Here is a 21,876-nt window from a genome sequence, read left to right on the forward strand (position 1 = left end):
GCGCTCGTACGGACGGTATGGACCTCGACGCGACCGATCGGGCGATCCTCCACCTGCTGCAGCGGGAGAGTCAGAACCGCCTCACCCACGACGAGGTTGCCGAGCGGGTCGGCGTCTCCTCGAGCACCGTGAGCAATCGCCTGCGGGACCTCAAAGAGCGGGGGATCCTGCGGGAGCACCGACCGGTGATCGACTACGAACGGGCGGGCGTTCCACACCACCTCCTGTTTATCTGTACGGCGGCCATCGCCGATCGCGGGACGATCTGCGAACAGACCATCGAGATCTCGGGCGTCGTCAACGTGCGCGAACTCCTGACCGGAACCCGGAACCTGCACGTCGAGGTCATCGCGATGGAATCGGCGGAGATCGAACGGATCGCCGAGGAACTGGACTCGCTGGGCCTCGAGATCGAGGGGTCGGAGATACTTCGCAACGAGCATTCCCGGCCGTTCGACGGGTTCGGACGCGAGGAACTCGAGGGCGAATCGGATTCGGACTCCGAGACGGAGCAGCCGTAGACGTCGGACGCGAGATCGCACCCGCGGTCGGTCCGAGCCGGGATCGGCGTCGATCCGCCCGCTCGGAATCGACCACTTTCATTCATGGCCAGCAGCCAGAATCGATCTTTTCTGCTGGTGTTTACCGACGATACTGTTCGTCATTCTTATACTGAGGGCGCTCCTGACACTGGTGATGGCAACACAGTCCTCCCGGTCCGACGGCGACGAGCCGCTGTCGGTCAGGGTCGCTCGCGAGATCGCGGCCCACGACGGCGTCGATCCGACGGCGCTGTCGCCGCCGCTGTACCACAGCCTCGATATGGCTGCGTTAGACGCCCTCTTCGAACCGAAGCGGCGTGGAGGGTCCCGACACGGCCACATCACGTTCGCCTACAACGAAAAACGGGTAACCGTCCACGACGACGGCGAGATAACGGTCGAGCAGTCCGGCACTGATCCGGAGGCCGACTCCCGATGAAATTCTGCCACACCTGCGACTGGTTCGTCGACGAAACGGACGGTGCAACCGAACGGGACCGATCGCGGCTCGCGCTCGAGCACTTCGTGGAAACGGGCCACTCGATCGACTCGAGCGAGTCCGTCGGCCGACCGATGCCCCCGTCGATCTGCGAGGAGTTGCTGATTCGGGACTTGCTGGACGTGGACGCGGATCTAGAAATGAGTACCGGTACGGCAGGAACGGGGACCGGAACGGGCTCGGGCGCATAGCTCGCCCAGTCCCGATCCCAGTCCGAACGCCGAGCGGCGGGGGATTCAGCGGTTCTTCTCGACGAGAGTTCGCAGCCGCGGAAGCGCCTCGGTGACGTCCTCCCGACACACGACGTCGGCGACGCCGTCGACCGGCGTCGACTCGAGGTTGACGACGCCGAGGGTCGCGCCCGAGGACGCCGCCGTTTTCGGGAGCGACGCGGCGGGTTCGACGACCAGCGAGGAGCCGATCGCGAGGAAGACGTCGCTCTCGCGGGCCAGCGACCGCGAGCGCTGCACGACGGCGCCGGGCAGTTGCTCGCCGAACAGGATGACGTCGGGCTTGTAGATCCCGCCGCAGTCGCAGGTCGGCGGCAGCTCGCCGTCGACGGCGCGGTCGAAGACCGGCCCGGCGTCGGTCCGCGCGCCGCAGTCGGTACAGCGGACGCGACGCGCGTTGCCGTGAAGCTCGAGGAGCGTCGGTTCGGCGGCGGTGGCGTCGTCGCGATCCGCGTTCGCGGCGTCGGCCGCCTCACCGTGTAAGCCGTCCGTATTCTGCGTGAGGATCGCCTCGAGGTGCCCGTCTCGCCCCAGTTCGGCCAGCGCCTCGTGGGCGGCGTTGGGCTCGTACGCCTCGCCGAACAGCTCCCGCTGGAGGTCGACGCGGTCGTCCCAAAAGCCCGCGGGATCGCGCCGGAACCGGCCGTACGTGAACTGTCCTTCGTCGAAATGCTCCCAGACGCCGTCGTCGCCGCGGAAGGTGGGCACGCCCGACGGCGCGGAGATGCCGGCGCCGGTCAGCGCGACGGTCGTCTCGGCGCGTCGGATCTCGTCGGCGAGGTGCTCGAGGTCGCTATCGGCGTCGCGCTCGCGGTCGTCCGTCTCGGCCATATCGGATCGTCGGTCGTAGCGGACTAAAGCGGTCAGGTCGTCGCCTCGCGTCGGCGCCACCGCACGCGCCGGCCGCTACCGCGTCGACGACGCGGACGCGTAGGCCGCCGCTAACTTCGCCTCGATCCGCTGGAGGTGTTCGCCGACCGTCCCCGCCGCGAGATCGAGTTTCGCGGCGAGTTCGCGGTGGGTCGTCTCCCGGGGAATCTCGTAGTAGCCCTCCTCGAGCGCGAGGTCGAACAGCTCCCGCTGGCGGTCGGTCAGCGTCGACGCGACCCCGCCGGAATCGGGCTCGTACTCGCCCATCCGGCGCAGATCGAGGTCGATCCCCTCGGGGAGGGCCGCGGCCGCCCGCTGGATCGAGCGGCTGGTGCCGACCGCCGTGACCTCGAGGCCGCGGGTGCCGGCCGCGTCGGTCGCGTCGCCCGCGTCGACGTACGTCATCGGCCAGTCGAGGACGAGTTCGTGCTCGTCGAGGATCGCGAGCAGGTCGTCGACCGGACCGACGGTGCGACACTGCACGTAGGCGACGCCGCGGCCGCGGTCGCCGGTGACGTCGTACTCGAGGGCGTCCGGCGACTCGTCGAGGAGGTCTCGCGCGCGCTCGAGGTCGCCCCGGAGCGCGAGCAGTTCGACGTAGCGGTCGTCGCCGACGGCGTTCAGGTGGCGGATCGCCTCGATCGAGACCGCGTCGCTGCGGGCGAAGGCGTCGTCGACGGCGTTGAGCCGGCCGTCGGCCCACCGGAGGACGACGGTGGCGTACCTCATCGTCGGCCTCCCGCCCTGCGAACGGTCGACGCGAGTCTCGAGCGCGCGAGTCGATTTGCCGCCGGTCGATCGCGGCGTTCCAGACCGATCATACCGGCCCTACTGACCGGTCTCTTAAATACACCTAGCATGCTCGGGTATAGACGAACGGATTCGGGGATCGTTTTATCGGGTGATGAGCAGCGACGTTCCCGCGATCAGCGACGAGCGCCCGCCGGGGCCCGACGGACTGCCGATCGTCGGCAACCAGTTGGCCTTTCTCCGCGATCCGTACGGGTTCATGACCCGGACGGCCCGCGAGTACGGCGACATCGCCGCCTGGGACGACCCCAACGGGCCGGTCTACCAGCTCAACCACCCCGAGTACATCGAACAGGTGCTCGTCCAGAACAACGAGAACTACGTGAAGGGCGATCGGTTCCAGCAGACCCTCGGGCCGATCACCGGCAACGGCATTCTGAACAGCGAGGGCGCCGTCTGGCGGCGCAACCGCCACCTGATCCAGCCCGCGTTCCATCCGAACCGGATTCGGGAGTACGCGACGATGATGACGGAGTTTACCGACGAGGCGCTCGCGGACTGGGCCGACGGCCAGACCCGGCTCGTCCACGAGGACATGATGGAGCTGACGCTGCGGATCGTCGCCCGGGCGCTGTTCGGCGCGGACATCGACGAGCACGTCGACGCGGTCGGCTCGGCCCTCGAGGAGTTCATGGAGGCGACCGAGAACCTCGCGCACTTCGTCCTTCCGCCGGGGATCCCGACGCCGGCGCGGCGACGGATCAAGCGCGCCCGCGAGAACCTCGACGAGGTCGTCTACCAGTTGATCGAGGAGCGGCGCGCGAACCCCACGGACCGCGACGTCATCTCGAAGCTGCTCGAGGTGACCGACGAGGAGGGCGAGGCGATGTCGACCGAGCAGATCCGCGACGAGGTGGTGACGCTCCTGCTGGCCGGCCACGAGACGACGGCGCTGTCGCTGACGCTGACCTTCTACCTGCTGGCGAAGAATCCGACCGTCGAGGAGCGGCTGGTCGACGAACTCGAGGCCGTCCTCGGCGGCGACGCGCCGACGATGGACGACCTGTCGGAGCTGACCTACACCGAGAAGGTGGTCAAGGAGTCGATGCGGCTCTACCCGCCGGTGCCGGGGATCATCCGCGAGGCGGTCAAACCCGACGTCGTCGGGGGCTACGAGATTCCCGCGGGCGCGTCGATTCGGATGCACCAGTGGGTCGTCCACCGCGACCCGCGCTGGTACGACGACCCGCTCGCGTTCCGCCCCGGGCGGTGGACCGACGAGATGGAGTCCGACCTCCCGAAGCTGGCGTACTTCCCGTTCGCGGCCGGGCCGCGGCGCTGCATCGGCGACCGGTTCGCGATGCTCGAGGCGCGGCTCATCCTCGCGATGGTGTATCGGGACTACCACCTCGAGCTCGAGCCCGGTACCGATCTTGACCTGCGGGCGACGATCACCGCGCGGCCGAAACACGAGATTCCGATGACGGTCCGCGAGCGGTAGCTCGCGAACGAGCGCGATTCGGTTGCGGTTCGCAACCGTCGACGCGGTGGCGGCCGCGAACGATTGCGCTTAAGTTGCGCCTGCGTGAATCGGAGTGTATGCAGGACAGAACCTACACTGCCGACGCCGAGCCGGGCGACGAGGTCACCGTCGCCGGATGGGTCCACGAGATCCGCGACCTCGGCGGGATCGCCTTTCTGATTCTCCGCGACACCACGGGCAAGATCCAGATCAAGTTCGAGAAGGAAGAGATGGACGACGAGCTCGTCGAGACCGGGCTCGACGTCTCCCGCGAGAGCGTCATCAAGGTCTCCGGCGCCGTCGAGGAGGAGCCGCGCGCGCCGACGGGCGTCGAGGTCACGCCCGAGTCGCTCGAGGTCGTCGCGCCGGCCGACCCCGAACTGCCGCTGGACCCGTCGGGGAAGGTCGACGCCGACCTCTCGACGCGACTGGATAACCGCACGCTCGACCTCCGGAAACCGGAGGTCCAGTCGATCTTCGAGATCCGCTCTGGCGTCCTGAACGCGGTCCGCGACCAGTTCCGCGAGTTCGACTGCACGGAGATCAACACGCCGAAGATCGTCGCGACCGGGACCGAGGGCGGCACGGAGCTGTTCCCAATCACCTACTTCGGCGAGGAGGCGTTCATGAACCAGTCCCCGCAGCTGTTCAAGCAGCTCATTGCGGGCTCGAACGTCGAGCGCGTCTTCGAGATCGGCCCGATCTTCCGCGCCGAGGAGCACAACACGCCGCGCCACCTCAACGAGGCGACCTCGATCGACTTCGAGGGTGCGTTCTGCGACCACGAGGACGCCATGGACGTCGCCGAAGGCATCGTCAAGGCCGCCTACGAAGCCGTCGAGGAGAACTTCGGCGATGAACTCGAGGCGATCGGCATCGCCGACGAGTTCGAGGTGCCGGAGGGCGACTTCCCTCGCATCAGCTACGAGGAGGCCATCGAGCGCATCAACGCGACGGGCGAACTCGACGAGCAGCTCGTCTGGGGCGACGACCTGCCGACCGAGGCCGAAAAGGCCCTCGGCCAGGACGTCGGCGGCCACTACTTCATCACCGACTGGCCAAGCGAGATCAAGCCGTTCTACATCAAGGACCACGACGACGACCCCGAGCTCTCGACCGGCTTCGACCTCATGCACCCGCGCATGGAACTGGTCTCGGGCGGCCAGCGCGAACACCGCCACGAGAAGCTCATCGAGGGCTTCGAACAGCAAGGACTTGACCCCGACCAGTTCGAGTACTACACGAAGATGTTCAAGTACGGCATGCCGCCCCACGCCGGCTTCGGCCTCGGCGGCGAGCGCCTGCTGATGACGCTGCTGGACCTCGAGAACATCCGCGAGGCCGTGCTGTTCCCGCGAGACCGACAGCGGCTGAGCCCGTAGGGCTCGCCGTGACCCGTCGAGCGGGTGCTCGGTAGACGAGCTGCGCGAGTCTACCGGTGTTCCCGCGAGATCGTCAGCGTCTGTCGCCGTAAAGCGGCGACGCAACCGTCGGCCGGGAGCCGGAGACTCGAGCGGTGGGAATTGCAACCCGAGCGTATTTTTCGCGGCTCGTCCGAGACGCGACCGTGTCCCTCTACGAGACCGCGCTGGTGATCGTCGGCGTCGCCGTGCTCGGCACGGTCGCGCTTCCGCGACTGCTCGATAACCGGCCGGTCTCGTTTCCGATCGTCTACGTCGCCTTCGGGATCGTCGTCTTCTCGCTGCCGCTGGAGTTGCCCGCGCCCGACCCGCTCGTGTACGGCACCGCTACGGAGCGGCTGACCGAAATCGGGGTCATCGTGGCGCTGATGGGGGCCGGGCTGAAGATCGACCGACCGCCGGGTATCAAACGCTGGCAGACGACGTGGCGCCTGCTTGGGATCACGATGCCGCTGACGATCGCCGCCGCGGCGGCGCTTGGCTGGTGGGTCGTCGGCCTGTCGATCCCGACGGCGATGCTGCTCGGCGCGGTCGTCGCGCCGACGGATCCGGTGCTGGCCGCCGACGTGCAGGTCGATCCGCCACAGAAAGGCGAGAGCGACGAGGTCCGCTTTGCGCTCACTTCCGAAGCCGGGCTCAACGACGGTCTCGCGTTTCCGTTTACGTACCTCGCGATCGCGATGGCGACGGCCGGCGTCGCGCCCGAGAACTGGTTCCTCGAGTGGCTGGCGGTCGAGGTCGGCTACAAGATCGTCGTCGGGGTCGCCGTCGGATGGCTGTTCGGCTACGCCTTGGCGAAGTTCGTCTTCCAGTACCCCGCGAGCACCCGACTCGCCAAGGCGATGGGCGGGGCCGAGGCGCTCGCGGCGACGTTGATCGCCTACGGGCTGACGGAGTTAGTGGGCGGCTACGGGTTCATCGCCGTCTTCGTCGCCGCCGTCGCTATCCGTGGGTTCGAGCGCGAACACGAGTACCATCAGCAACTCCACGATTTCTCCGAAGTCGTCGAGCGGCTCGTCGTCGCCGTGTTGCTCGTGCTGTTCGGCGGCGCGATCGCGACGGGACTGTTCGCGCTGCTCACCTGGCGGGCCGCGCTCGTCGCCGTCGCGCTGGTGCTGGTCGTTCGGCCGCTCGCGGGGGTGCTCGGCCTCGTCGGGTATCCGCCGGAGCGAAACGCCATCGCCTTCTTCGGTATCCGCGGGATCGGCTCGTTCTATTACCTCGCCTACGCCGCGAACAACGCCGGATTCGACGGACTGAGGGCGGTCTGGGCGATCGTCGGCGTCGCCGTGCTCGTTTCGATCGTCGTCCACGGCATCACCGCCGCGTCGGTGATGTCAGAGCTCCGTCGGATCGCGACCACGCCGGAGGCGACGGACTGAACCGCCCGCGGGGTCGCGAGTTTCGTGTGACGGCCCAACCCCTACGGGGGCGCTCCCCCTACGGTCGGCCGAATGTACGACGAGATTCTCGTTCCGATCGACGGAAGCCCCGGCGCCGAATCGGCGATCGAGCACGCCCTCCACATCGCCCGGCAGAACGACGCGACCCTCCACCCGCTATACGTCATCAACCCCGCCGACATGGGCGATCTCGGCGACGAGCCGGCCGAGATCCGCGCTCAGTGCAGCGAGGTGACCCAGCCCGTCATCGAGGCGGCCCGCGAGGCGGGACTAAAGGCCGAACAGCACGTGCTCGAGGGGACGCCGAACGAACGGATCGTTGAGTACGCCGCCGACGCGCCGATCGATCTCATCGTGATGGGAACCCACGGCAAGAGCGGGCTGAGCCGCGTCCTGCTCGGGAGCACGGCGGAGAAGGTGGTTCGGAACGCGCCGGTGCCGGTGTTGACGATCCGGAGCGGGGTCGACTCCGGGGCCGAGGTCGGCGACGAGAGCAAGGCGGCGTAGACGGCGACGTCTTGACGCGAGACCGTCGCGAACCGACGATCGGCCGTCAGCGACAGTACGACCAGTCGCGGGGCGCTCGCTGCGAGTCCGATTGCTCCGCGGACGACCGCGATCCAATCGCCGTCGGCGGCTCGTCCGGCAGGCACGTCTCGCTGCAGTAGTGGGCCTCGAGCGTCGCCGTTTCCGTCTCGACGACCCAGCTGAGGCGGCGCTCGCGCGGGCCGATCGTCGCGTCGCAGGTTCGACACTGGTCCGCGGCCGCAGCGAGTTCGAGCGGGCCGTCGGCGGTCTCGTCGTCGCCGTCGCTCGCGTCGACGGCACCGCGGCGCTCGAATTGATCGGTACGCGCCGCGGACCCGCCGGCGTCGCTCCGGAGGGAGGACGAGGACGATGTCGAGGTCGACGTGGAGGTGGAATCTGTCTTGCGGGTCACACTCGTCGTTCACCGAACGAACACAAATACCGTGCCGTGATATTCACTCGCTGATGACGTTCAGGGATCGGGACAGACCGTCGCTGAGCCCCGTCCTCGACTCGAGCGGCGGATGCGATGAACGCGGTGAACGCGATGAACGCGACGGCCGCGACGGACGCGAAAAATCTTCAACGTTATACCGCTCGGACCGAAATCACGGGTAATGCGCGACGAGGCGACGGCGTTCGTACCGGGCCACATCACCGGCTTCTTCAGCGCCCATCCGGACGAGGACCCGACGAAGGCCGGCTCGAGAGGCGCCGGCCTGACGCTCACCGACGGCGTCGAGGTGACCGTCGAACCCGCGGCGGAATCGGAACCGACGGTCGTCCTCGACGGCGAGGAGATCGCGGTCGAACCCGTGACCACCGTCCTCGAGACGCTCGACGCACCAGCCCGCGTCGAGGCAACCTCGGACCTGCCGCTGGGCGCCGGCTTCGGCGTCTCCGGGGCGCTGGCGCTGGGAACCGCGCTCGCGGCGAACCGCGTCTTCGACCGGAAACTCTCGATGAACGAACTCGTGACGATCGCTCACGGCGCCGAAGTGCAGGCGGGCACCGGACTGGGCGACGTGGTTGCCCAGGCCCGCGGCGGCGTCCCGATCCGGCTCGAGCCGGGCGGTCCGCAGGACAACAAACTCGACTCGATTCCCGCCCGCGCTCGAGTCGAGTACGTCTCCTTCGGCGAACTGTCGACGGCCGACGTCCTCTCGGGCGATACCGAGCAGTTGACCGAGGCCGGCACGGAGGCGCTGTCGCGGGTGGTCGAGGAGCCGACCCTGCTGTCTTTCATGTACGCGTCGCGGCTGTTCGCGCGCGAGGCCGGACTGCTGACCGAGCGCGTGAGCGAGACGATCGGCGACGTGGCGGCCGTCGACGGCCAGGCGTCGATGGCCATGCTCGGCGAGACCGTCTTCGCGCTCGGAACCGGGCTCTCCGACGCTGGGTACGACCCGTCGGTCTGTGCGACCCATCCGGCGGGCGCGATGCTGAAGTAGCCGCCCCACCTATCGGCGATCGATCGCAGCGGCCGCGCTCCGTTCGTCGATTTCGACCGTCCACTGACCGAACCTCGAGACCGCCCATCAGTTCTGTCGGCACTCCGTTACGTCTTCGCGACCCAATTATCAAATCTGGAAATTTGGCAGACTAACGCGTTCTCGAGGGCGAACGTGTGCAGGAATATCCATAAGAGATCGTATAGATGGCCGAAGCTTTATTATAGTACATTCGAGTTATGTACTCGAATTTACGAATGTCATTCAGCAGCGAACTTCACCGGAGCCTGTTTCGGCTGTACGAACACTACGTCGGGGAACCGGATTCGGGAAAGGACGTCTACGGCTACTGGCTGTTCATTCTCGGATACATCATCGGGGCGGCCGGCGTCGTGGCGTTCGTCTTCGGTTACGCCGGCAGCTTCGGCGAAGAACGGATAATCAGGATTTCGGGCGTCGCGGCGTCGGCGGGGCTGGCGATCTGTCTGTTCGGGATCGGACTCATGTTGCCGGTGCGCAGACGCGGCATTCAGGCCAGCGTTGTCGGACTGATCGTCGCGCTCGCCGGCGTCGCGGCGTTCGGCGTCGTCTACCCCGATAACTGGCGCCACCTCGGAATGGGACTCGACGTCGAGGTGATCAGCGTCTACACGACGGGCATCGCGATCATCACCGGCGTGACGGCGCTCGTGCCCGTCCTCACCGGGCAGAAGGGGCTGTTCGTCGAGGAGGAAGGGACGACCGAGGACCCGCCGATCCTCACCGGCGACGCGCTCGAGGACGCGCAGTTCGCCGTCTTCCGCGACGAGCAGGGCGATTGGAAGTGGAACGTCCTGCACCGGGAAGCGCTGGCGACGAGCGAGGGCAGCGCCGCGACGCGACCGGACGCGCGGGAAGGGATCGAACGCGTCAAGTCACAGATCAGCTCCGCGGGACTGTTGGAGCTGACGACGTCCGCGTTCCGGCTCTACGAGGACCGCGACGGCACCTGGCAGTGGACCCTCGCGCGCGAGGACGGCAGCGTCGTGGGGACCTGCGACCGCGAGTTCGACGACCGCGACGGCGCCGAGGAGTCCGTCAGCTTCCTGAAGGACCGCGGGCCCGACGCGGACGTCATCGAGATCGAGGGGGCCGCGTTCACCTACACCGAGGAGCGGGACCGCTGGTACTGGCAACTGGTCGACGACGAGCACGCGGTGCTGGCGACGAGCGACCGCGGCCACGACGATCAGGAACGCGCCGAGGAAGCGGCCCGCACGTTCGCCGAACGATTCGAACAGGCGCGCGTGCTGGACGTCGAACACTTCGGCGTCGAACTCCGCGAGGCCGAGACCGGCGACGGCTGGACGTGGCGCTTCGTCGACGCGACGGACACGGTCATCGCGACCGCGGGAGACGTCTACGAGACGCGCCGGCGGGCCGAGGAGGCCGCCGAAACGCTGCTCGGCGAGTTCGGTTCCGCGTCCGTCACCGTCGCCGGCGACCCCACCTACGAACGGTACGCGTCGGACGACGAGTGGCAGTGGCGGCTCGTCGACGACGCCGAGCACGTCGTCGCCCGCGGTCCCGAAAGTCACGCCGACCACGAGGAAACGACCCGTGAGACCGAACAGTTCGCCGAGAACGCTCGCGACGCCGACGTCGTCGAGATCGACGACGCGGCCTACGAAGTGTATCCCGCCGCTGCGCCGCCGACGACCCCGTCGTCGTCCGACGGCGACGATCTGCCGGTCCTCGAGGAGCCGACGGCCGCGGACGGCGGGACGACCGTGGAGGGAGCCGACCCCGATTCCGACGCTGACGGCGCCCCGAGGCAGGACTGGCACTGGCGTCTCGTCACCGACGACCGCGAGGTCGTCGCCGCGAGCACCGAACCCCACGCCAGCGCCGAGACCGCGTCCGCCGCGATCGAACGGGTCCGCGAACAGGCCAGCGAGGCCGACCTCATCGAGTTCGATGAGGCGGCCTTCCAGGTCTACGAGGCCGACTCCGGCGAGTGGCGCTGGCGGCTGATCGACGAGGACGGCAACGTCCTCGCGGACAGCGGCGAGGAGCACGCGAGCCGCAGCGAGGCCGCCGAGGCGATGATGACGCTGAAGGAGCAGGCCCCTGATGCCGAACTGCTCGAGATCGAGACCGCTGCCTTCGAACTGTTCGTCAACGAGGACGACGAGTGGGGCTGGCGGCTGATCGATGAGGCCGGCAAACTCGTCGCCGAGGATCCCGCGACGCACCCGACCCGGGACGCCGCGCGCGACGCGATGAACCGCCTGCTCGAGCACCTCGAGTCCGAGGTGCGGACGATGGACGACGCGATCTTCCAGCCCTACGCCGACGAGGAGTGGCACTGGCGGTTCGTGCTGCCCTCGGGCGAGACGGTCGCGGTCGACGCCGACGGCGCGGCGACGCGGGACGAACTCCGCGATCGGCTGGGGACGGTCCGCGAGGCCGCGGCGTCGGCCCAGCGCTGTACGATCGGCGACGTGACGGTCCAGCTCTACGACGCCGGCACCGACGACTGGAGCTGGCGGCTGCTCGACTCCGACCGCGAGGAACTGGCCGACGCGACGGTGACCTACGGGAGCCGGGAGGCCGCCCTCGATCGCGTCTCCGAACTGACGGACCGCGCGGACGAGGCGCCGATCTTCGCGATCGAGGACGCGGTGATCCGCGTCCAGCGCGACGCCGGCGACGAGGCGGCCAGTGGCGCCGAAACGGACGCCTGGCGCTGGGACCTCGTCGATGCGGACCGAGAGGTCCTCGCGAACGCGGCCGACGCCGCGTCGACGAAAGACGAGCTGCTGGCGACGATCGACGAGGTCAAAGGGCTTGCGCCGATGGCCGGCCGGGTCGACTTCGACGTCGCCTCGTTCGAACTCGTCGCCGACGAGGACGACCGCTGGTCCTGGCGGCTGCTCGACGAGGACGGTCGCCCGGTCGCGACCGGCACCGAGACCTACGAGTCCAACGAGGCGGCCCGCGAGGGACTCGAGCAGGTACGGGACCTGATCGAGGCCGCGAGCATCCTCGAGATCGACAGCGTCTCCTTCGAGCTACACCGGGACGAGGACGGCTGGGTCTGGCGGCTGGTCGACGAGTACGGCTCGCGGATGGCCGAGAGCACGCGGACCTACGAGAGCCGGACGGCGGCCCGCGAGGCGATGAACGACGTGAAGTCCCACGCGCCGGACGGGTGGATCACCTTCACGGAGTAAGCGAGGATTCGAATCGGGACGAAGACGGGCAATCAGTCGACTTTTTTAGCAGCCGACCCGAGACACCGGCCGTGAGCGACTACGACACCGTCTCGGCCGACGTCGACCACGAGGAGGAGATCCCGGAGGACCACCCGCGGTACCAGGACCTGCTCACCCGCCACCGGATCGAAAAGGGCGTCGAGAAAGGAATCACGCACCTCCAGGGGATGCACGCCGAGGGACGGGGCAGCGCGTTCGATTACCTGCTCGGCGAGGAGACGATTCCGAGCGCCGACGACGCCGAACGCGCCGCCGCCGCGCACCTGCTGCTGGCCGACCGGCCCGTGCTCTCGATCAACGGCAACGTCGCCGCCCTCGTGCCCGGCGAGATGGTCGAACTCGCCGACGCCACCGGCGCCGACCTCGAGGTCAACCTCTTTAACCGCACCGAGGAGCGCCTCGAGGCCATCGCCGACCACCTGCGCGAGCACGGCGCGGAGGACGTGAAGGGCCTCGAGGCCGACGCGCGCATTCCGAACCTCGACCACCAGCGCGCGAAGGTCGACGCCGAGGGCATCTACGCGGCCGACGTGGTGCTCGTGCCGCTCGAGGACGGCGACCGAGCGGAGGCCCTGGAGGCGATGGGCAAGACCGAGATCGTGATCGACCTCAACCCGCTCTCGCGCTCGCCGCAGGTCGCCGAGGTCCCGATCGTCGACAACATCATCCGCGCGGTGCCGAACATGACCGCACACGCGCGGGACCTCGCGGACGCCGACGAGGACGAACTGCGAGCGATCGTCGAGGGGTTCGATCGAGAGGCGGCGCTCGAGGCGGCCGAGAAGCGGATTCGAAACGGGCTGTGAATCGGCTGCGACCGCAACGACAGCTGAGGGTTCGATTCTGGGAACAGTGAGGCGAGCACTCAGTACGGACACCCTACGTAGCGGAATCAGTCACTGTCGGGAGTGTGAACGAGAACGTCGATCCGTCACCCGGTTCGGAATCGACCCATATCTCCCCATCGTGACGCTCGACGATACGTTCACAGACCGCAAGGCCAATTCCTGTGCCTGCATAGTCTCCGTCTCCGTGTAGCCCCTCGAAGACCTCGAATATCTGTTCTTGGTCGTCGGGATCGATGCCGATTCCGTGGTCAGTGACGGAGACGACCCACGCTTCGCCGTTCCGTTCGGCAGAGACCCGTACCTGCGGCGCCTCCTCCCCACTATACTTGATCGCGTTAGACAACAGATTTTGGAACAGTTGGCGCAACTGGTCTGCATCCCCTTTCACGCGAGGGAGCCGGTCGACGGTTATTTCGGCCCCGCTCTCTTCGATCTGTACCCGTAAGTCTTCACGGACGTCGTCGAAAACGGTCTCAAGATCGACCGGTTCGAACTCGCCGCCCATCGTTTCGATCCGGGAATACTGGAGCAGTCCGTCGATCATCGAGCGCATGCGCTCGGCCCCGTCCAGCGCGTACTCGAAGAGTTCCTCGCCTTCCTCGTCGAGTTCGTCTCCATATCGGCGTTCGATGAGCTGGAGGTAGGTCGAAACCATCCGCAGCGGTTCCTGCAAGTCGTGGGAGGCGGCGTAGGCGAATTGCTCTAAGCGCTCGTTCGATTCCTCGAGGTCGGCGACTAACTGTTCGAGTTTCTCCTCGTACTGCTTGCGCTCGGTGATGTCCTGGGACATCACTAAAATGGCGTACACGTCACCGTCGTCGTCGGTTAGCGGGTGCGTACGAAACTCGAATACGCGTCCTTGCATCGTCAACTCGAACGAGGTCGGCTCGCCGGCGAGCGTCGTGCGACAGTTCGATTCGATCGTTTCCAGAACTTCGCCCGAGTACACGTCTTGTAATCGTTCGTTCTGGATATCCGTGGCGTCGAAATCGAGGGGTTCGAAGCCCTGCCCTGCGACGATCGTATGGCGTAACTCGTCGTCCAAAAGCGCGACCGCACCGTTCGGGAAGTTCTCCGCGAGCGTTCGGTATCGTTGCTCGGATTCTTCGAGTCGGGCTACCGTTTCCTCGAGTTCCGTCTGTGTCTCCCGTAACTCCTTGTTCCGCTGTTTGAGGGTAAATGTCCGCGTTTTGGCCCGTGCATCATGCCTTCCCGCACCGACGCCGGCGACGGCAGCGAGCGCCGGCAGGATGAGGAAGTTGTGGGCTGGATCGTTCAGATCGGCAACGAGTGCAATGAAGACGAGGATGGCGACCATCACTCCGACCGCGCGGAAACACCAACTGGCGACGCTATCGAAGAATTTGGGCCGAATATCGGTCTGTGGCAGACGATAGCCGACATAGAAGAGCGTGATTCCAGCCCCGCCGATCAGGATCGAAACGATCAGTTCCTCCTCGAGTGGGGTCGGTCTCGAGAGACTCACAAACGGCCACAGAACACTCAGTACGATATACACGCTCCCGAGGCCCAAGATGGTGCGCCGCCCGCCGATATTCGAACGAACGCTAGTCACGGGCTTCATCGCTCGTCGGAAATAGCGCCAGTCAGTTATGGTTGCTGAACGACCTTCTCAGGGGTTATCACGCCGACACGTTCGGATCGAAACGAACTCGTTTCGCACTTCATTCCGTAAATACAGGGACTGTGATAGCTACGAGTTCCGCTCGAGTAACGCCGCCGGCACCTCGAGCGAGTCGCCGCTATCGCTCGACGATCGACGCGGAGATGTCGTCGTTCCCGGTTCGGTCGGTCTCTGGCGGGACGTCCTCGACGTGGGGCACTCGATCTTCGACCGCCGCGATGGCGTCCTCGAGCCAGTAGTACGACAGCGAGAGCCGCTCGCTGGCCCGCCGAGAGAACGAACTGTCGATCTCGTAGGGGACCTCGATGTCCACGAGTTCGTCGCCGCCGTAGCTGGTGAGCCAGCGGCGGATCAGTTCGACACCGAGATCGGCGTCGTATCCGCGAGTGACGTAGTGTTTGTAGGGGTGGCGGATCCACGAGCACTCCCAGTGGGCGTAGACGTCGACGCCGGTGTCGTCCTCGAGGGCGTGGAGCACGACGTGTAACTGGCCGTCGGCCAGCGGCGACGGCCGCCACACCCACGATCCTTCGGAGGTGTTGCCGTCGATCCGTACCTTGAGGGAGGCGATCGGATTGTGTGAAAAGCCCAGTGCCTTGAGGTACTCCTCGAGGCGCGACTCCGAACAGTAGGCGGTCAGCGCGTACTCGTCGGCCGTGGTGTGGCTGACGGCGTAGCCGCCGAACGAGCCCCGAAGGAAGTAGTGCAGCTGCGGGAGGAGGCGGCGCCGGACGGCGTTGATCGCATCCTCGGAGTAAGGCATACGGCCCACTGTAGGCGGGCTGGGCGGATGAGTGTTGGGCAGGCGAGGGTCGCTCGCGGTCGTTTAGAGCGTTCGTGTCAGATCTCGACCGACGGCGTAGACGGATACGAGGCCGGCGACCGTCGGCGTCCCGTTCCGGCGCCGCAGGAGCGACGTGGCAACAGTTATTCATATTCGAACCGAAGGACGAACGATGCCATCGCTCGAGCCACCGTGTCTGCGATCGGAGCACGCGTCGAAGGGAGCGGCCAAGGGAGCGAAAGTCGGCGGCAAGGTCGGCGGGCTCGCCGGGCCGGCCGGCGGCGCAGTCGGCGCCGGCGTCGGGGCGGCGACCGGCTACCTCGCGGGGACGGCCCGCGATCGGGTCGACTCGCTGACGCCGTTCTGACGTGCTGCGATCGACCGCTGCGACCGTTCGGGACCTGCCGCCGTTCAAGAAGGCATAAATCCGTCCGCTGATTCCACTCTGACAGCAATGGATACATACGACCTGATCACCCGCAACGCCGAGGAGGTCGTGACCGACGAGGAGGTGCGCGACCTCGCCGACGACCCCGAGGGCAAGCGCGCCTACGTCGGCTACGAGCCCTCCGGCGTGCTCCACCTGGGACACCTGCTGACGGCGAACAAGCTCATCGACCTCCAGGAGGCCGGCATGGAGGTCGTCGTCCTGCTCGCGGACGTCCACGCCTACTTAAACGGGAAGGGCACCTTCGAGGAGATCCGGGACACCGCCGAGCAGATGAAAGCCCAGTTCATCGCCTACGGGCTCGAGGAGGACCAGACGGAGTTCATCTACGGCTCGGAGTTCCAGCTCGACGAGGAGTACGTGCTCGACCTGCACGAACTCGAGGTGTCGACGACGCTCAACCGCGCCCAGCGCGCGATGGCCGAGATCCAGGGCGGCGAGACGGCGAAGGTGAGCCACGTCGTCTACCCGCTGATGCAGACGCTGGACATCGAGTACCTCGACCTCGATCTGGCCGTCGGCGGGCTCGACCAGCGCAAGGTCCACATGCTCGCCCGCGAGGAACTGCCCGAACTCGGCTACGACGTCCGCCCCGCCCTGCACACGCCCATCGTCGCCGACCTCACCAGCGGCGAGGGGAAGATGTCCTCGAGCGAGGGCGTGACCATCTCGATGGAAGACTCGACCGAGGAGCTCGAGGAGAAGGTCAACTCGGCGTACTGTCCGCCGACCCGCGATCCGGAGCCGGACGAGGACGGCAACGAGCGCGAGAATCCCGTCCTCGAACTGTTCGAGTACCACGTCTTCCCCCGCTTCGAGGAGATCACCGTCGAGCGCCCCGAGAAGTACGGCGGCGACCTCACGTACGAGACCTACGAGTCGCTGGCCGAGGACCTCGAGTCGGGCGAGCTCCACCCCGCCGACGCCAAGAGCACGCTCGCGACCTATCTCGACGAGCTGATCGCGCCGGGCCGCGAGAAGCTGCGCGAGCTTCGAGCGTAGGCCGGCCGTAGCTCTGGTTCGAGCCGCGCCGGAGAAAAAGACCGTCAGAACTCGACCGCGCCGATCCACTGTTCGTCGCCGCAGCGCCGGCACTCGAAGGTCGTCTCGTACTCCCGGCACGGTTCGTGGATCCCCCGACCGCAGGTTTCGCAGTACTGGAGTTCGTGCTTCTCGATGCGTCCGCCGCAGGTCGTACAGATCGTTCCGAGTTTCATTGGTGTGTCACCCCATGGCACCCTCCCCGATCGAAACTCCGGGAACCGCCGGCAAAAGTGTACGGATCGGCCAGTTGGAGAACCGGTCGCCGCGTCGATCGGTCGGCTCGACCGATCGGACCCGCGCCGGACTCGAGCCCGACGGCCGCCGGTGATCCCGCCGATTCAAGTGCACGCGCTCCCCTGTCGATCCTATGAACGAGACGCGACGCGCCATTCTCGAGGCGATCGCGGACGGCCCCGTCTCGGGACCCGACCTCGCCGAGTCGCTCGAAATCTCGCGGGCGGCCGTCTGGAAGCACGTCGACGAGTTGCGCGAGGCCGGCTTCGAGATCGAGAGCGGCCCCGCCGGCTACGAACTCCTTGAGGTCCCCGAGTTCGGCGGCGAGGCGGTCGAGTACGGCCTCGAGGCGCCGTTTTCGGTCGAGTACCACGACGCGATCGGGAGCACGAACGACCGCGCGCGGGACTTAGCCGTCGAGGGCGCCGCGGATGTCGTCGTCCTCGCGGACGAGCAGACCGGGGGACGGGGCCGCCTCGAGCGCGAGTGGGCGGCGCCGTCGGGCGGCGTCTGGGCGAGTATCGTCGATCGGCCGACGATCGCGCCGTCGCGGGCGCCGCTGTACACGCTCGCGGCGTCGGTGGCGACGGCGCGGGCGGCCCGCGAGGCGGGCGTCGACGCCCGGATCAAGTGGCCCAACGACGTGGTCGTCCCGGTCGGCGAGGCCGGCGAGTACCGCAAACTCGCCGGGATCCTGACCGAGATGGAGGGCGAGACCGACCGCGTTGAGTGGCTCGTCGTCGGAATCGGCGTCAACGCGAACATCGACGCCGACGCGCTGCCCGAGGGCGCGACCAGCGTTCGCGACGAGGCGGGCGACGTGAACCGTCGGCGGTTCGTCCAGCGACTGCTCGAGGAGTTCGACGACTTCCGAACCGATCTCGAGGCGGTCGTCCCCGCCTGGCGCGACCTCGCGTTGACGCTGGGTCAGCGCGTGCGCGTCGACCGGCCGGCCGGCGAGGTCGTCGGCGACGCCGTCGACGTCACCGAGACGGGGGCGCTCGTGCTCGAGACCGACGACGGCGAGCGCGCGACGGTTTCGGCGGGCGACTGCGAACACTTGCGTCCGGTCTAATCGCCGTCGGCAGTGCGGTTTCGCTGTTCCGAGCGACGAACAAAACAAAAAACACTTCCGCTATTACTGTAGCATTTGTAATATGTCTCGAGGGCCGCCGCAGAACGAACTCCCCACACCGGTCGCTGCCGGGGTAGCTATTCTCTGCTTTGTCATCCTCGCGTACGCTCTCCTCACGGCGAACATCCTCCTTGGCGTACTCCTCGCAGTTGGAATCGGAGGTGGGGTGTACGTGTTCCACCTGCTCCATCGACTGGTTACTGCCGTCGAAGAAATAGCGTACAAATTGTAGGTGGCACCGTCCGCCTCAGCTAGTAGCTACCCGTTCAACTACCAGGAGCCGTAATTCTCGTTCCGACCCGATTCCGTCGGCCGGCGCGGCCTGAAGCGGCTTACTCGACGGCGACTCGCGGCTCCTGTTCCGCGTCTTCCGAAACGTCCAGTCCGACCTGCACCGTCAGCACCGGCACCTCGCAGCGCCGGACGACCCGCTCGGTGACGCTGCCGAGCAGGAGCCGATCGATGCCGCCGCGGCCGTGGGTCCCCATCACGACGAGGTCGCACTCGCCCGAGCAGGCCTCCTGCACGATGACGCGGCTGGGCGATCCCTCGAGGACCTTCGTTTCCACGTCGATGTCCTCGGGCGCGAGTTCCTCGACGCGCTCGACGGCCGACCGGCCCTCCTCGCGGAGCGCGTCGCTGATCCCCTCCCACGCGGTCTCCATCGGCAGCCCCCCGTAGCCCGCCGCGTTGACGACGTAGACCGCACGGATCGTCGCGTCGTGTGCTCGCGCGAGGTCGAACGCGTACTCGAGGGCGCGCTCGACCTCCGGCGATCCGTCGGTCGGAACGAGAATGCAATCGTACATGATATATGATAACGATTCGCACTCTATCTATAATAACGTTGTCGTGGACCTGACGGAACGTCAGTCGAGGTGACAGGACCGGGGCCGGGCGGCGCCGAGCGAGAATCACTCCCGCCGCGCGAGGAACGCCTCGAGCGCGTCCGCGACGTCGGCCGGCTGGTGATACTCGAGGAGTTCGACGGCGTCGTTGCCGCGGATCATCGCCGACAGGTCGTGCTCCGCGTCGGGTCGGTAGAGACAGCATACGGGTTTCTCCCACTCGACCGCGCGGCCGATCTCGTAACCGACGCCGAGGCTCGGCGTAGTGACCTCGGCGACGACGGCGTCGGCCCGCCGGAGCCAGGCGACGTCCTGCTCGTGGATCTCGCCATCAGTGAGTCCCGACGCCTCCTCTTTCGCCTCGACGTTTTCCGTCCCGACGTGCTCGGTGAGGACCGTCCCGTGGCGCTCGAGGATCTCGATGAGGTCGGCGTACAGATCGACGTCGTCGCGTCCGCCGCGGATGGAGCCGCTGAAGAAGATGTCCATATGCCGGCGTCCGTACTCGAGCGGTATTACTGTGCCCGACTCGAACTGCGACTCACCGCTTCGCTCCCCTCGGACCCCTCGAGTTCCCGCGCGAACTGTGCGAAGAACTCCTCCATGAACTGCCACCGGGACTCGCCGGTGTGGCGACCGGGCGACGTGTACAGTGCGTCCAGTCGCTCTCGCGCCCACTCCCGAAGGAGCGTAACGTCGGGTCGATCGGACGATCCCGCGTCGGCCACTGCGGTCGCTGCGGCGTCGACATCATCGATCACCGCGTAGGGGTCGCCCGTTCGGCCCGACCGTTCGCCGACGATACAGGCCAGCCGAACGAGTCCGCGCGCCCCGGTGGCGTCCAGTTTATCCGCGTCGAAGAGTAGTTTCGCCTCGAGCGTCTCCGGCTCCGGAGACGAATCTCGGATGCTATGAGCACGGATGCAGCGTTCGACGGCTGCGATCCGGTCTGCCGACGCGGCCTCGACCTCGCGCTCGAGCAGCGCTTTCGCCTCCGTGGCACCCCATGCGGCGTGGTCGTCGATCTCGCCGGATCGCTCGAGCGGCCGACCGACATCGTGGAACCACGCGGCGGCGGCGAGCACGTCCCGATCGACGGACTGCTCGCACTCGTCGGCCAGTCGCAACGCCACGTCGTGGACGCGTCTGGCGTGGAACCGATCGTGCGCCGGGAGCGCGTCCGCGTAGTAAGGCAGTGCCAGCGTTTTGGCGCGGGATCCCAACTTCTGGGTCATGAAGGGATAATAACAGTTCTGTCGGATAGGTGCTGCGACCTTGCTATCCGGTGGTGAGACTGGAAGTCGAACAGCCGCTACTGCGACCCGGGCTCGAGCACGACCTCGCGCACGTCGTCGACGCCGGCCCGGCGGACGACCGCCCGGACGGGGTCGCGCGCCCCCGCGAGGTTGTTCGTGTCGCCGTCCAGCACCAGCAGGCGCGCCTCCTTCCCCGGCTCGAGCACGCCGTATTCGAGATCGGCGATTTCGGCGCCGTTGACGGTGGCCATCCGCAGGATCTCGTCGGCGGTGAGATCCGAGAGCTTCGCGAGGAACTCCATCTCGCGGAACATCGACGGCGAGTTGAGCATCACGTTGTCGGTGCCGAGCGCGAGGGTCGTCCGCTCGTTGAGTTCCGAGTAGGGTGAAAGGCCGACGTCGGTGACGAGGTTCGAACGCGGACAGACGACGATCGGCACCGGATCGTCCTCAAGCCGCTCGAGGTGGTCCGGCTGGGGGTGGACCATGTGGACGAGGAAGTCCGGCTCGAGGTCCAGCGCGGGAGTGATGTCGCTCTCGTCGACCTCGCCGGCGTGGATGCCGAAGGGTTTGCCCGCCTGGCGGGTGGCGGCGCGCTCCTCGTCGAAGGTGTCGTCGTTGGCGCCGCTAGCGCCGAAGCCGTCGCCGGCTTCCATCGCCTCGACGGAGCCGCGGGCGAACGACAACGCGTCGATCGCGAGGCCGTCCTGGGCCGCCTCGAGCATCTCGACGCCCTCGACGTCGCCCTCGCGGAAGTCGAGACAGGCCGCGGTGCCGCTCCGTTGCATGAACTGCAGCGAGGTCCGCATCGCGGAGACCAGTTCCTCGCGCGAGGCGTCCCGCAGCAGGCGGTGCTTGAGGCCGTCCGGCGGCGCGACCAGTTCCTCGAGGGAGAGGCCCCGGCCGGCCTCCTTCGCGATCGAGTCCCCGATGTGGGTGTGGGCGTTGATGAACGCCGGGAGGATAATGTCGGCGCTGTCGACCGATTCCTCCTCGATGGCCTCGATGCGACCGTCTTCGTCGACGACCAGACGGCCCTCGACAGGCTCGAACTCCTCGCCGCGGAGGATCGTCCCGGTGTACTCCGTCGTCATACGCGAGTGTTCGGGGGCAGTCCCTTCAACGGTTCGGGGTCGGACGCGGCTCGGAGCCGGACTCGAG

General features: G+C 67.1%; 24 protein-coding genes. 14 read left to right on the forward strand and 10 right to left on the reverse strand.

The features are described 5' to 3' along the window. Positions 1-17 precede the first annotated feature (17 nt). The 3 genes from ACYQ26_RS09970 (at position 18) to ACYQ26_RS09980 (ending at position 1,232) form a co-directional block, all read left to right on the forward strand. Entirely contained in the window at positions 18-521 is a 504-nt protein-coding gene (locus tag ACYQ26_RS09970) for an Lrp/AsnC family transcriptional regulator (protein ID WP_459808742.1), read from the forward strand. A 175-nt stretch (positions 522-696) separates the two neighbouring features. Continuing rightward, entirely contained in the window at positions 697-981 is a 285-nt protein-coding gene (locus tag ACYQ26_RS09975; protein WP_459808743.1) for a HalOD1 output domain-containing protein, read from the forward strand. Beyond that, positions 978-1,232: a hypothetical protein gene (locus ACYQ26_RS09980; RefSeq protein WP_459808744.1), complete on the forward strand. Its 255-nt coding sequence runs from the start codon at positions 978-980 to the stop codon at positions 1,230-1,232. The genes ACYQ26_RS09975 and ACYQ26_RS09980 overlap by 4 nt, the downstream gene beginning before the upstream one ends. Positions 1,233-1,277: 45 nt before the next feature. Here ACYQ26_RS09980 and ACYQ26_RS09985 read toward each other — a convergent pair whose 3' ends face one another. Both ACYQ26_RS09985 and ACYQ26_RS09990 read right to left on the reverse strand, forming a co-directional pair. After that, on the reverse strand, positions 1,278-2,102 hold the full coding sequence (locus ACYQ26_RS09985) for an SIR2 family NAD-dependent protein deacylase (RefSeq protein WP_459808745.1): 825 nt from the start codon (positions 2,100-2,102) through the stop codon (positions 1,278-1,280). A gap of 75 nt (positions 2,103-2,177) precedes the next feature. Beyond that, positions 2,178-2,870 (reverse strand): helix-turn-helix domain-containing protein, encoded by a 693-nt coding sequence (locus ACYQ26_RS09990; protein ID WP_459808746.1) that lies wholly within the window; start codon positions 2,868-2,870, stop codon positions 2,178-2,180. Between the two features lie 175 nt (positions 2,871-3,045). Here ACYQ26_RS09990 and ACYQ26_RS09995 point away from each other — a divergent pair, with 175 nt between their 5' ends. The 4 genes from ACYQ26_RS09995 to ACYQ26_RS10010 all read left to right on the forward strand — a co-directional run bounded on the left by ACYQ26_RS09995 (position 3,046) and on the right by ACYQ26_RS10010 (position 7,744). Then, entirely contained in the window at positions 3,046-4,392 is a 1,347-nt protein-coding gene (locus tag ACYQ26_RS09995) for a cytochrome P450 (protein WP_459808747.1), read from the forward strand. A gap of 98 nt (positions 4,393-4,490) precedes the next feature. Further along, the gene (gene aspS, locus ACYQ26_RS10000; protein WP_459808748.1) at positions 4,491-5,795 is read left to right on the forward strand and encodes an aspartate--tRNA(Asn) ligase; all 1,305 of its coding nucleotides are present in this window, start codon (positions 4,491-4,493) and stop codon (positions 5,793-5,795) included. A gap of 185 nt (positions 5,796-5,980) precedes the next feature. After that, positions 5,981-7,216: a cation:proton antiporter gene (locus ACYQ26_RS10005; RefSeq protein WP_459808749.1), complete on the forward strand. Its 1,236-nt coding sequence runs from the start codon at positions 5,981-5,983 to the stop codon at positions 7,214-7,216. Positions 7,217-7,288: 72 nt separating this feature from the next. After that, positions 7,289-7,744 (forward strand): universal stress protein, encoded by a 456-nt coding sequence (locus tag ACYQ26_RS10010; RefSeq protein WP_459808750.1) that lies wholly within the window; start codon positions 7,289-7,291, stop codon positions 7,742-7,744. 46 nt (positions 7,745-7,790) lie between these two features. Here ACYQ26_RS10010 and ACYQ26_RS10015 read toward each other — a convergent pair whose 3' ends face one another. After that, the gene (locus ACYQ26_RS10015; RefSeq protein WP_459808751.1) at positions 7,791-8,177 is read right to left on the reverse strand and encodes a hypothetical protein; all 387 of its coding nucleotides are present in this window, start codon (positions 8,175-8,177) and stop codon (positions 7,791-7,793) included. 205 nt (positions 8,178-8,382) lie between these two features. On the opposite strand from ACYQ26_RS10015, the gene ACYQ26_RS10020 reads away from it, so the two are divergent. From ACYQ26_RS10020 to ACYQ26_RS10030, 3 genes are all read left to right on the forward strand, one after another. Next, the gene (locus ACYQ26_RS10020) at positions 8,383-9,216 is read left to right on the forward strand and encodes a pantoate kinase (RefSeq protein ID WP_459808752.1); all 834 of its coding nucleotides are present in this window, start codon (positions 8,383-8,385) and stop codon (positions 9,214-9,216) included. Between the two features lie 257 nt (positions 9,217-9,473). Beyond that, positions 9,474-12,431, forward strand: a complete 2,958-nt coding sequence (locus tag ACYQ26_RS10025; protein WP_459808753.1) for a DUF1508 domain-containing protein — start codon at positions 9,474-9,476, stop codon at positions 12,429-12,431. 71 nt (positions 12,432-12,502) lie between these two features. Then, on the forward strand, positions 12,503-13,279 hold the full coding sequence (locus tag ACYQ26_RS10030; RefSeq protein WP_459808754.1) for a 4-phosphopantoate--beta-alanine ligase: 777 nt from the start codon (positions 12,503-12,505) through the stop codon (positions 13,277-13,279). A gap of 73 nt (positions 13,280-13,352) precedes the next feature. Here ACYQ26_RS10030 and ACYQ26_RS10035 read toward each other — a convergent pair whose 3' ends face one another. Continuing rightward, entirely contained in the window at positions 13,353-14,906 is a 1,554-nt protein-coding gene (locus ACYQ26_RS10035; protein WP_459808755.1) for a sensor histidine kinase, read from the reverse strand. A 178-nt stretch (positions 14,907-15,084) separates the two neighbouring features. Beyond that, entirely contained in the window at positions 15,085-15,729 is a 645-nt protein-coding gene (locus ACYQ26_RS10040; RefSeq protein ID WP_459808756.1) for a hypothetical protein, read from the reverse strand. Between the two features lie 193 nt (positions 15,730-15,922). Between ACYQ26_RS10040 and ACYQ26_RS10045 the strand changes: the two genes are divergently transcribed. Together ACYQ26_RS10045 and ACYQ26_RS10050 are read left to right on the forward strand one after the other, a co-directional pair. Next, positions 15,923-16,117: a hypothetical protein gene (locus ACYQ26_RS10045; protein ID WP_013880001.1), complete on the forward strand. Its 195-nt coding sequence runs from the start codon at positions 15,923-15,925 to the stop codon at positions 16,115-16,117. Between the two features lie 87 nt (positions 16,118-16,204). Beyond that, on the forward strand, positions 16,205-17,200 hold the full coding sequence (locus tag ACYQ26_RS10050; protein ID WP_459808757.1) for a tyrosine--tRNA ligase: 996 nt from the start codon (positions 16,205-16,207) through the stop codon (positions 17,198-17,200). A gap of 44 nt (positions 17,201-17,244) precedes the next feature. Here ACYQ26_RS10050 and ACYQ26_RS10055 read toward each other — a convergent pair whose 3' ends face one another. Beyond that, entirely contained in the window at positions 17,245-17,415 is a 171-nt protein-coding gene (locus ACYQ26_RS10055) for a hypothetical protein (RefSeq protein ID WP_459808758.1), read from the reverse strand. Between the two features lie 194 nt (positions 17,416-17,609). Between ACYQ26_RS10055 and ACYQ26_RS10060 the strand changes: the two genes are divergently transcribed. Then, positions 17,610-18,551 (forward strand): biotin--[acetyl-CoA-carboxylase] ligase, encoded by a 942-nt coding sequence (locus tag ACYQ26_RS10060; protein WP_459808759.1) that lies wholly within the window; start codon positions 17,610-17,612, stop codon positions 18,549-18,551. Positions 18,552-18,633: 82 nt separating this feature from the next. Further along, positions 18,634-18,843 carry a DUF8066 domain-containing protein gene (locus ACYQ26_RS20470; protein WP_487247247.1) on the forward strand — a complete coding sequence of 70 codons (210 nt, stop codon included), beginning with the start codon at positions 18,634-18,636 and terminating at the stop codon, positions 18,841-18,843. A gap of 100 nt (positions 18,844-18,943) precedes the next feature. On the opposite strand, the gene ACYQ26_RS10065 is transcribed toward ACYQ26_RS20470, so the two are convergent. The 4 genes from ACYQ26_RS10065 to ACYQ26_RS10080 form a co-directional block, all read right to left on the reverse strand. Then, positions 18,944-19,420 carry a universal stress protein gene (locus tag ACYQ26_RS10065; RefSeq protein ID WP_459808760.1) on the reverse strand — a complete coding sequence of 159 codons (477 nt, stop codon included), beginning with the start codon at positions 19,418-19,420 and terminating at the stop codon, positions 18,944-18,946. Positions 19,421-19,525: 105 nt separating this feature from the next. Continuing rightward, positions 19,526-19,948 carry a nucleoside 2-deoxyribosyltransferase gene (locus tag ACYQ26_RS10070; RefSeq protein WP_459808761.1) on the reverse strand — a complete coding sequence of 141 codons (423 nt, stop codon included), beginning with the start codon at positions 19,946-19,948 and terminating at the stop codon, positions 19,526-19,528. A 26-nt stretch (positions 19,949-19,974) separates the two neighbouring features. Continuing rightward, entirely contained in the window at positions 19,975-20,694 is a 720-nt protein-coding gene (locus tag ACYQ26_RS10075; RefSeq protein WP_459808762.1) for an HD domain-containing protein, read from the reverse strand. A gap of 77 nt (positions 20,695-20,771) precedes the next feature. Beyond that, positions 20,772-21,809 carry an amidohydrolase family protein gene (locus tag ACYQ26_RS10080; protein ID WP_459808763.1) on the reverse strand — a complete coding sequence of 346 codons (1,038 nt, stop codon included), beginning with the start codon at positions 21,807-21,809 and terminating at the stop codon, positions 20,772-20,774. Between the last annotated feature and the right edge of the window lie 67 nt (positions 21,810-21,876).

Source organism: Halopiger thermotolerans (genome assembly GCF_054654555.1).

Bases quoted from the DNA above. Each gene is read 5' to 3' on its own strand.
- ACYQ26_RS09975 (WP_459808743.1), top strand. From the start codon at position 697: ATGGCAACACAGTCCTCCCGGTCCGACGGCGACGAGCCGCTGTCGGTC.
- ACYQ26_RS09980 (WP_459808744.1), top strand. From the start codon at position 978: ATGAAATTCTGCCACACCTGCGACTGGTTCGTCGACGAAACGGACGGT.
- ACYQ26_RS10070 (WP_459808761.1), bottom strand. From the start codon at position 19,948: ATGGACATCTTCTTCAGCGGCTCCATCCGCGGCGGACGCGACGACGTC.
- ACYQ26_RS10060 (WP_459808759.1), top strand. From the start codon at position 17,610: ATGAACGAGACGCGACGCGCCATTCTCGAGGCGATCGCGGACGGCCCC.
- aspS (WP_459808748.1), top strand. From the start codon at position 4,491: ATGCAGGACAGAACCTACACTGCCGACGCCGAGCCGGGCGACGAGGTC.
- ACYQ26_RS10035 (WP_459808755.1), bottom strand. From the start codon at position 14,906: ATGAAGCCCGTGACTAGCGTTCGTTCGAATATCGGCGGGCGGCGCACC.
- ACYQ26_RS10020 (WP_459808752.1), top strand. From the start codon at position 8,383: ATGCGCGACGAGGCGACGGCGTTCGTACCGGGCCACATCACCGGCTTC.
- ACYQ26_RS09985 (WP_459808745.1), bottom strand. From the start codon at position 2,102: ATGGCCGAGACGGACGACCGCGAGCGCGACGCCGATAGCGACCTCGAG.
- ACYQ26_RS10040 (WP_459808756.1), bottom strand. From the start codon at position 15,729: ATGCCTTACTCCGAGGATGCGATCAACGCCGTCCGGCGCCGCCTCCTC.
- ACYQ26_RS10080 (WP_459808763.1), bottom strand. From the start codon at position 21,809: ATGACGACGGAGTACACCGGGACGATCCTCCGCGGCGAGGAGTTCGAG.
- ACYQ26_RS10050 (WP_459808757.1), top strand. From the start codon at position 16,205: ATGGATACATACGACCTGATCACCCGCAACGCCGAGGAGGTCGTGACC.
- ACYQ26_RS10045 (WP_013880001.1), top strand. From the start codon at position 15,923: ATGCCATCGCTCGAGCCACCGTGTCTGCGATCGGAGCACGCGTCGAAG.
- ACYQ26_RS09995 (WP_459808747.1), top strand. From the start codon at position 3,046: ATGAGCAGCGACGTTCCCGCGATCAGCGACGAGCGCCCGCCGGGGCCC.
- ACYQ26_RS10065 (WP_459808760.1), bottom strand. From the start codon at position 19,420: ATGTACGATTGCATTCTCGTTCCGACCGACGGATCGCCGGAGGTCGAG.
- ACYQ26_RS10055 (WP_459808758.1), bottom strand. From the start codon at position 17,415: ATGAAACTCGGAACGATCTGTACGACCTGCGGCGGACGCATCGAGAAG.
- ACYQ26_RS09990 (WP_459808746.1), bottom strand. From the start codon at position 2,870: ATGAGGTACGCCACCGTCGTCCTCCGGTGGGCCGACGGCCGGCTCAAC.
- ACYQ26_RS09970 (WP_459808742.1), top strand. From the start codon at position 18: ATGGACCTCGACGCGACCGATCGGGCGATCCTCCACCTGCTGCAGCGG.
- ACYQ26_RS10025 (WP_459808753.1), top strand. From the start codon at position 9,474: ATGTCATTCAGCAGCGAACTTCACCGGAGCCTGTTTCGGCTGTACGAA.
- ACYQ26_RS10010 (WP_459808750.1), top strand. From the start codon at position 7,289: ATGTACGACGAGATTCTCGTTCCGATCGACGGAAGCCCCGGCGCCGAA.
- ACYQ26_RS10075 (WP_459808762.1), bottom strand. From the start codon at position 20,694: ATGACCCAGAAGTTGGGATCCCGCGCCAAAACGCTGGCACTGCCTTAC.
- ACYQ26_RS20470 (WP_487247247.1), top strand. From the start codon at position 18,634: ATGTCTCGAGGGCCGCCGCAGAACGAACTCCCCACACCGGTCGCTGCC.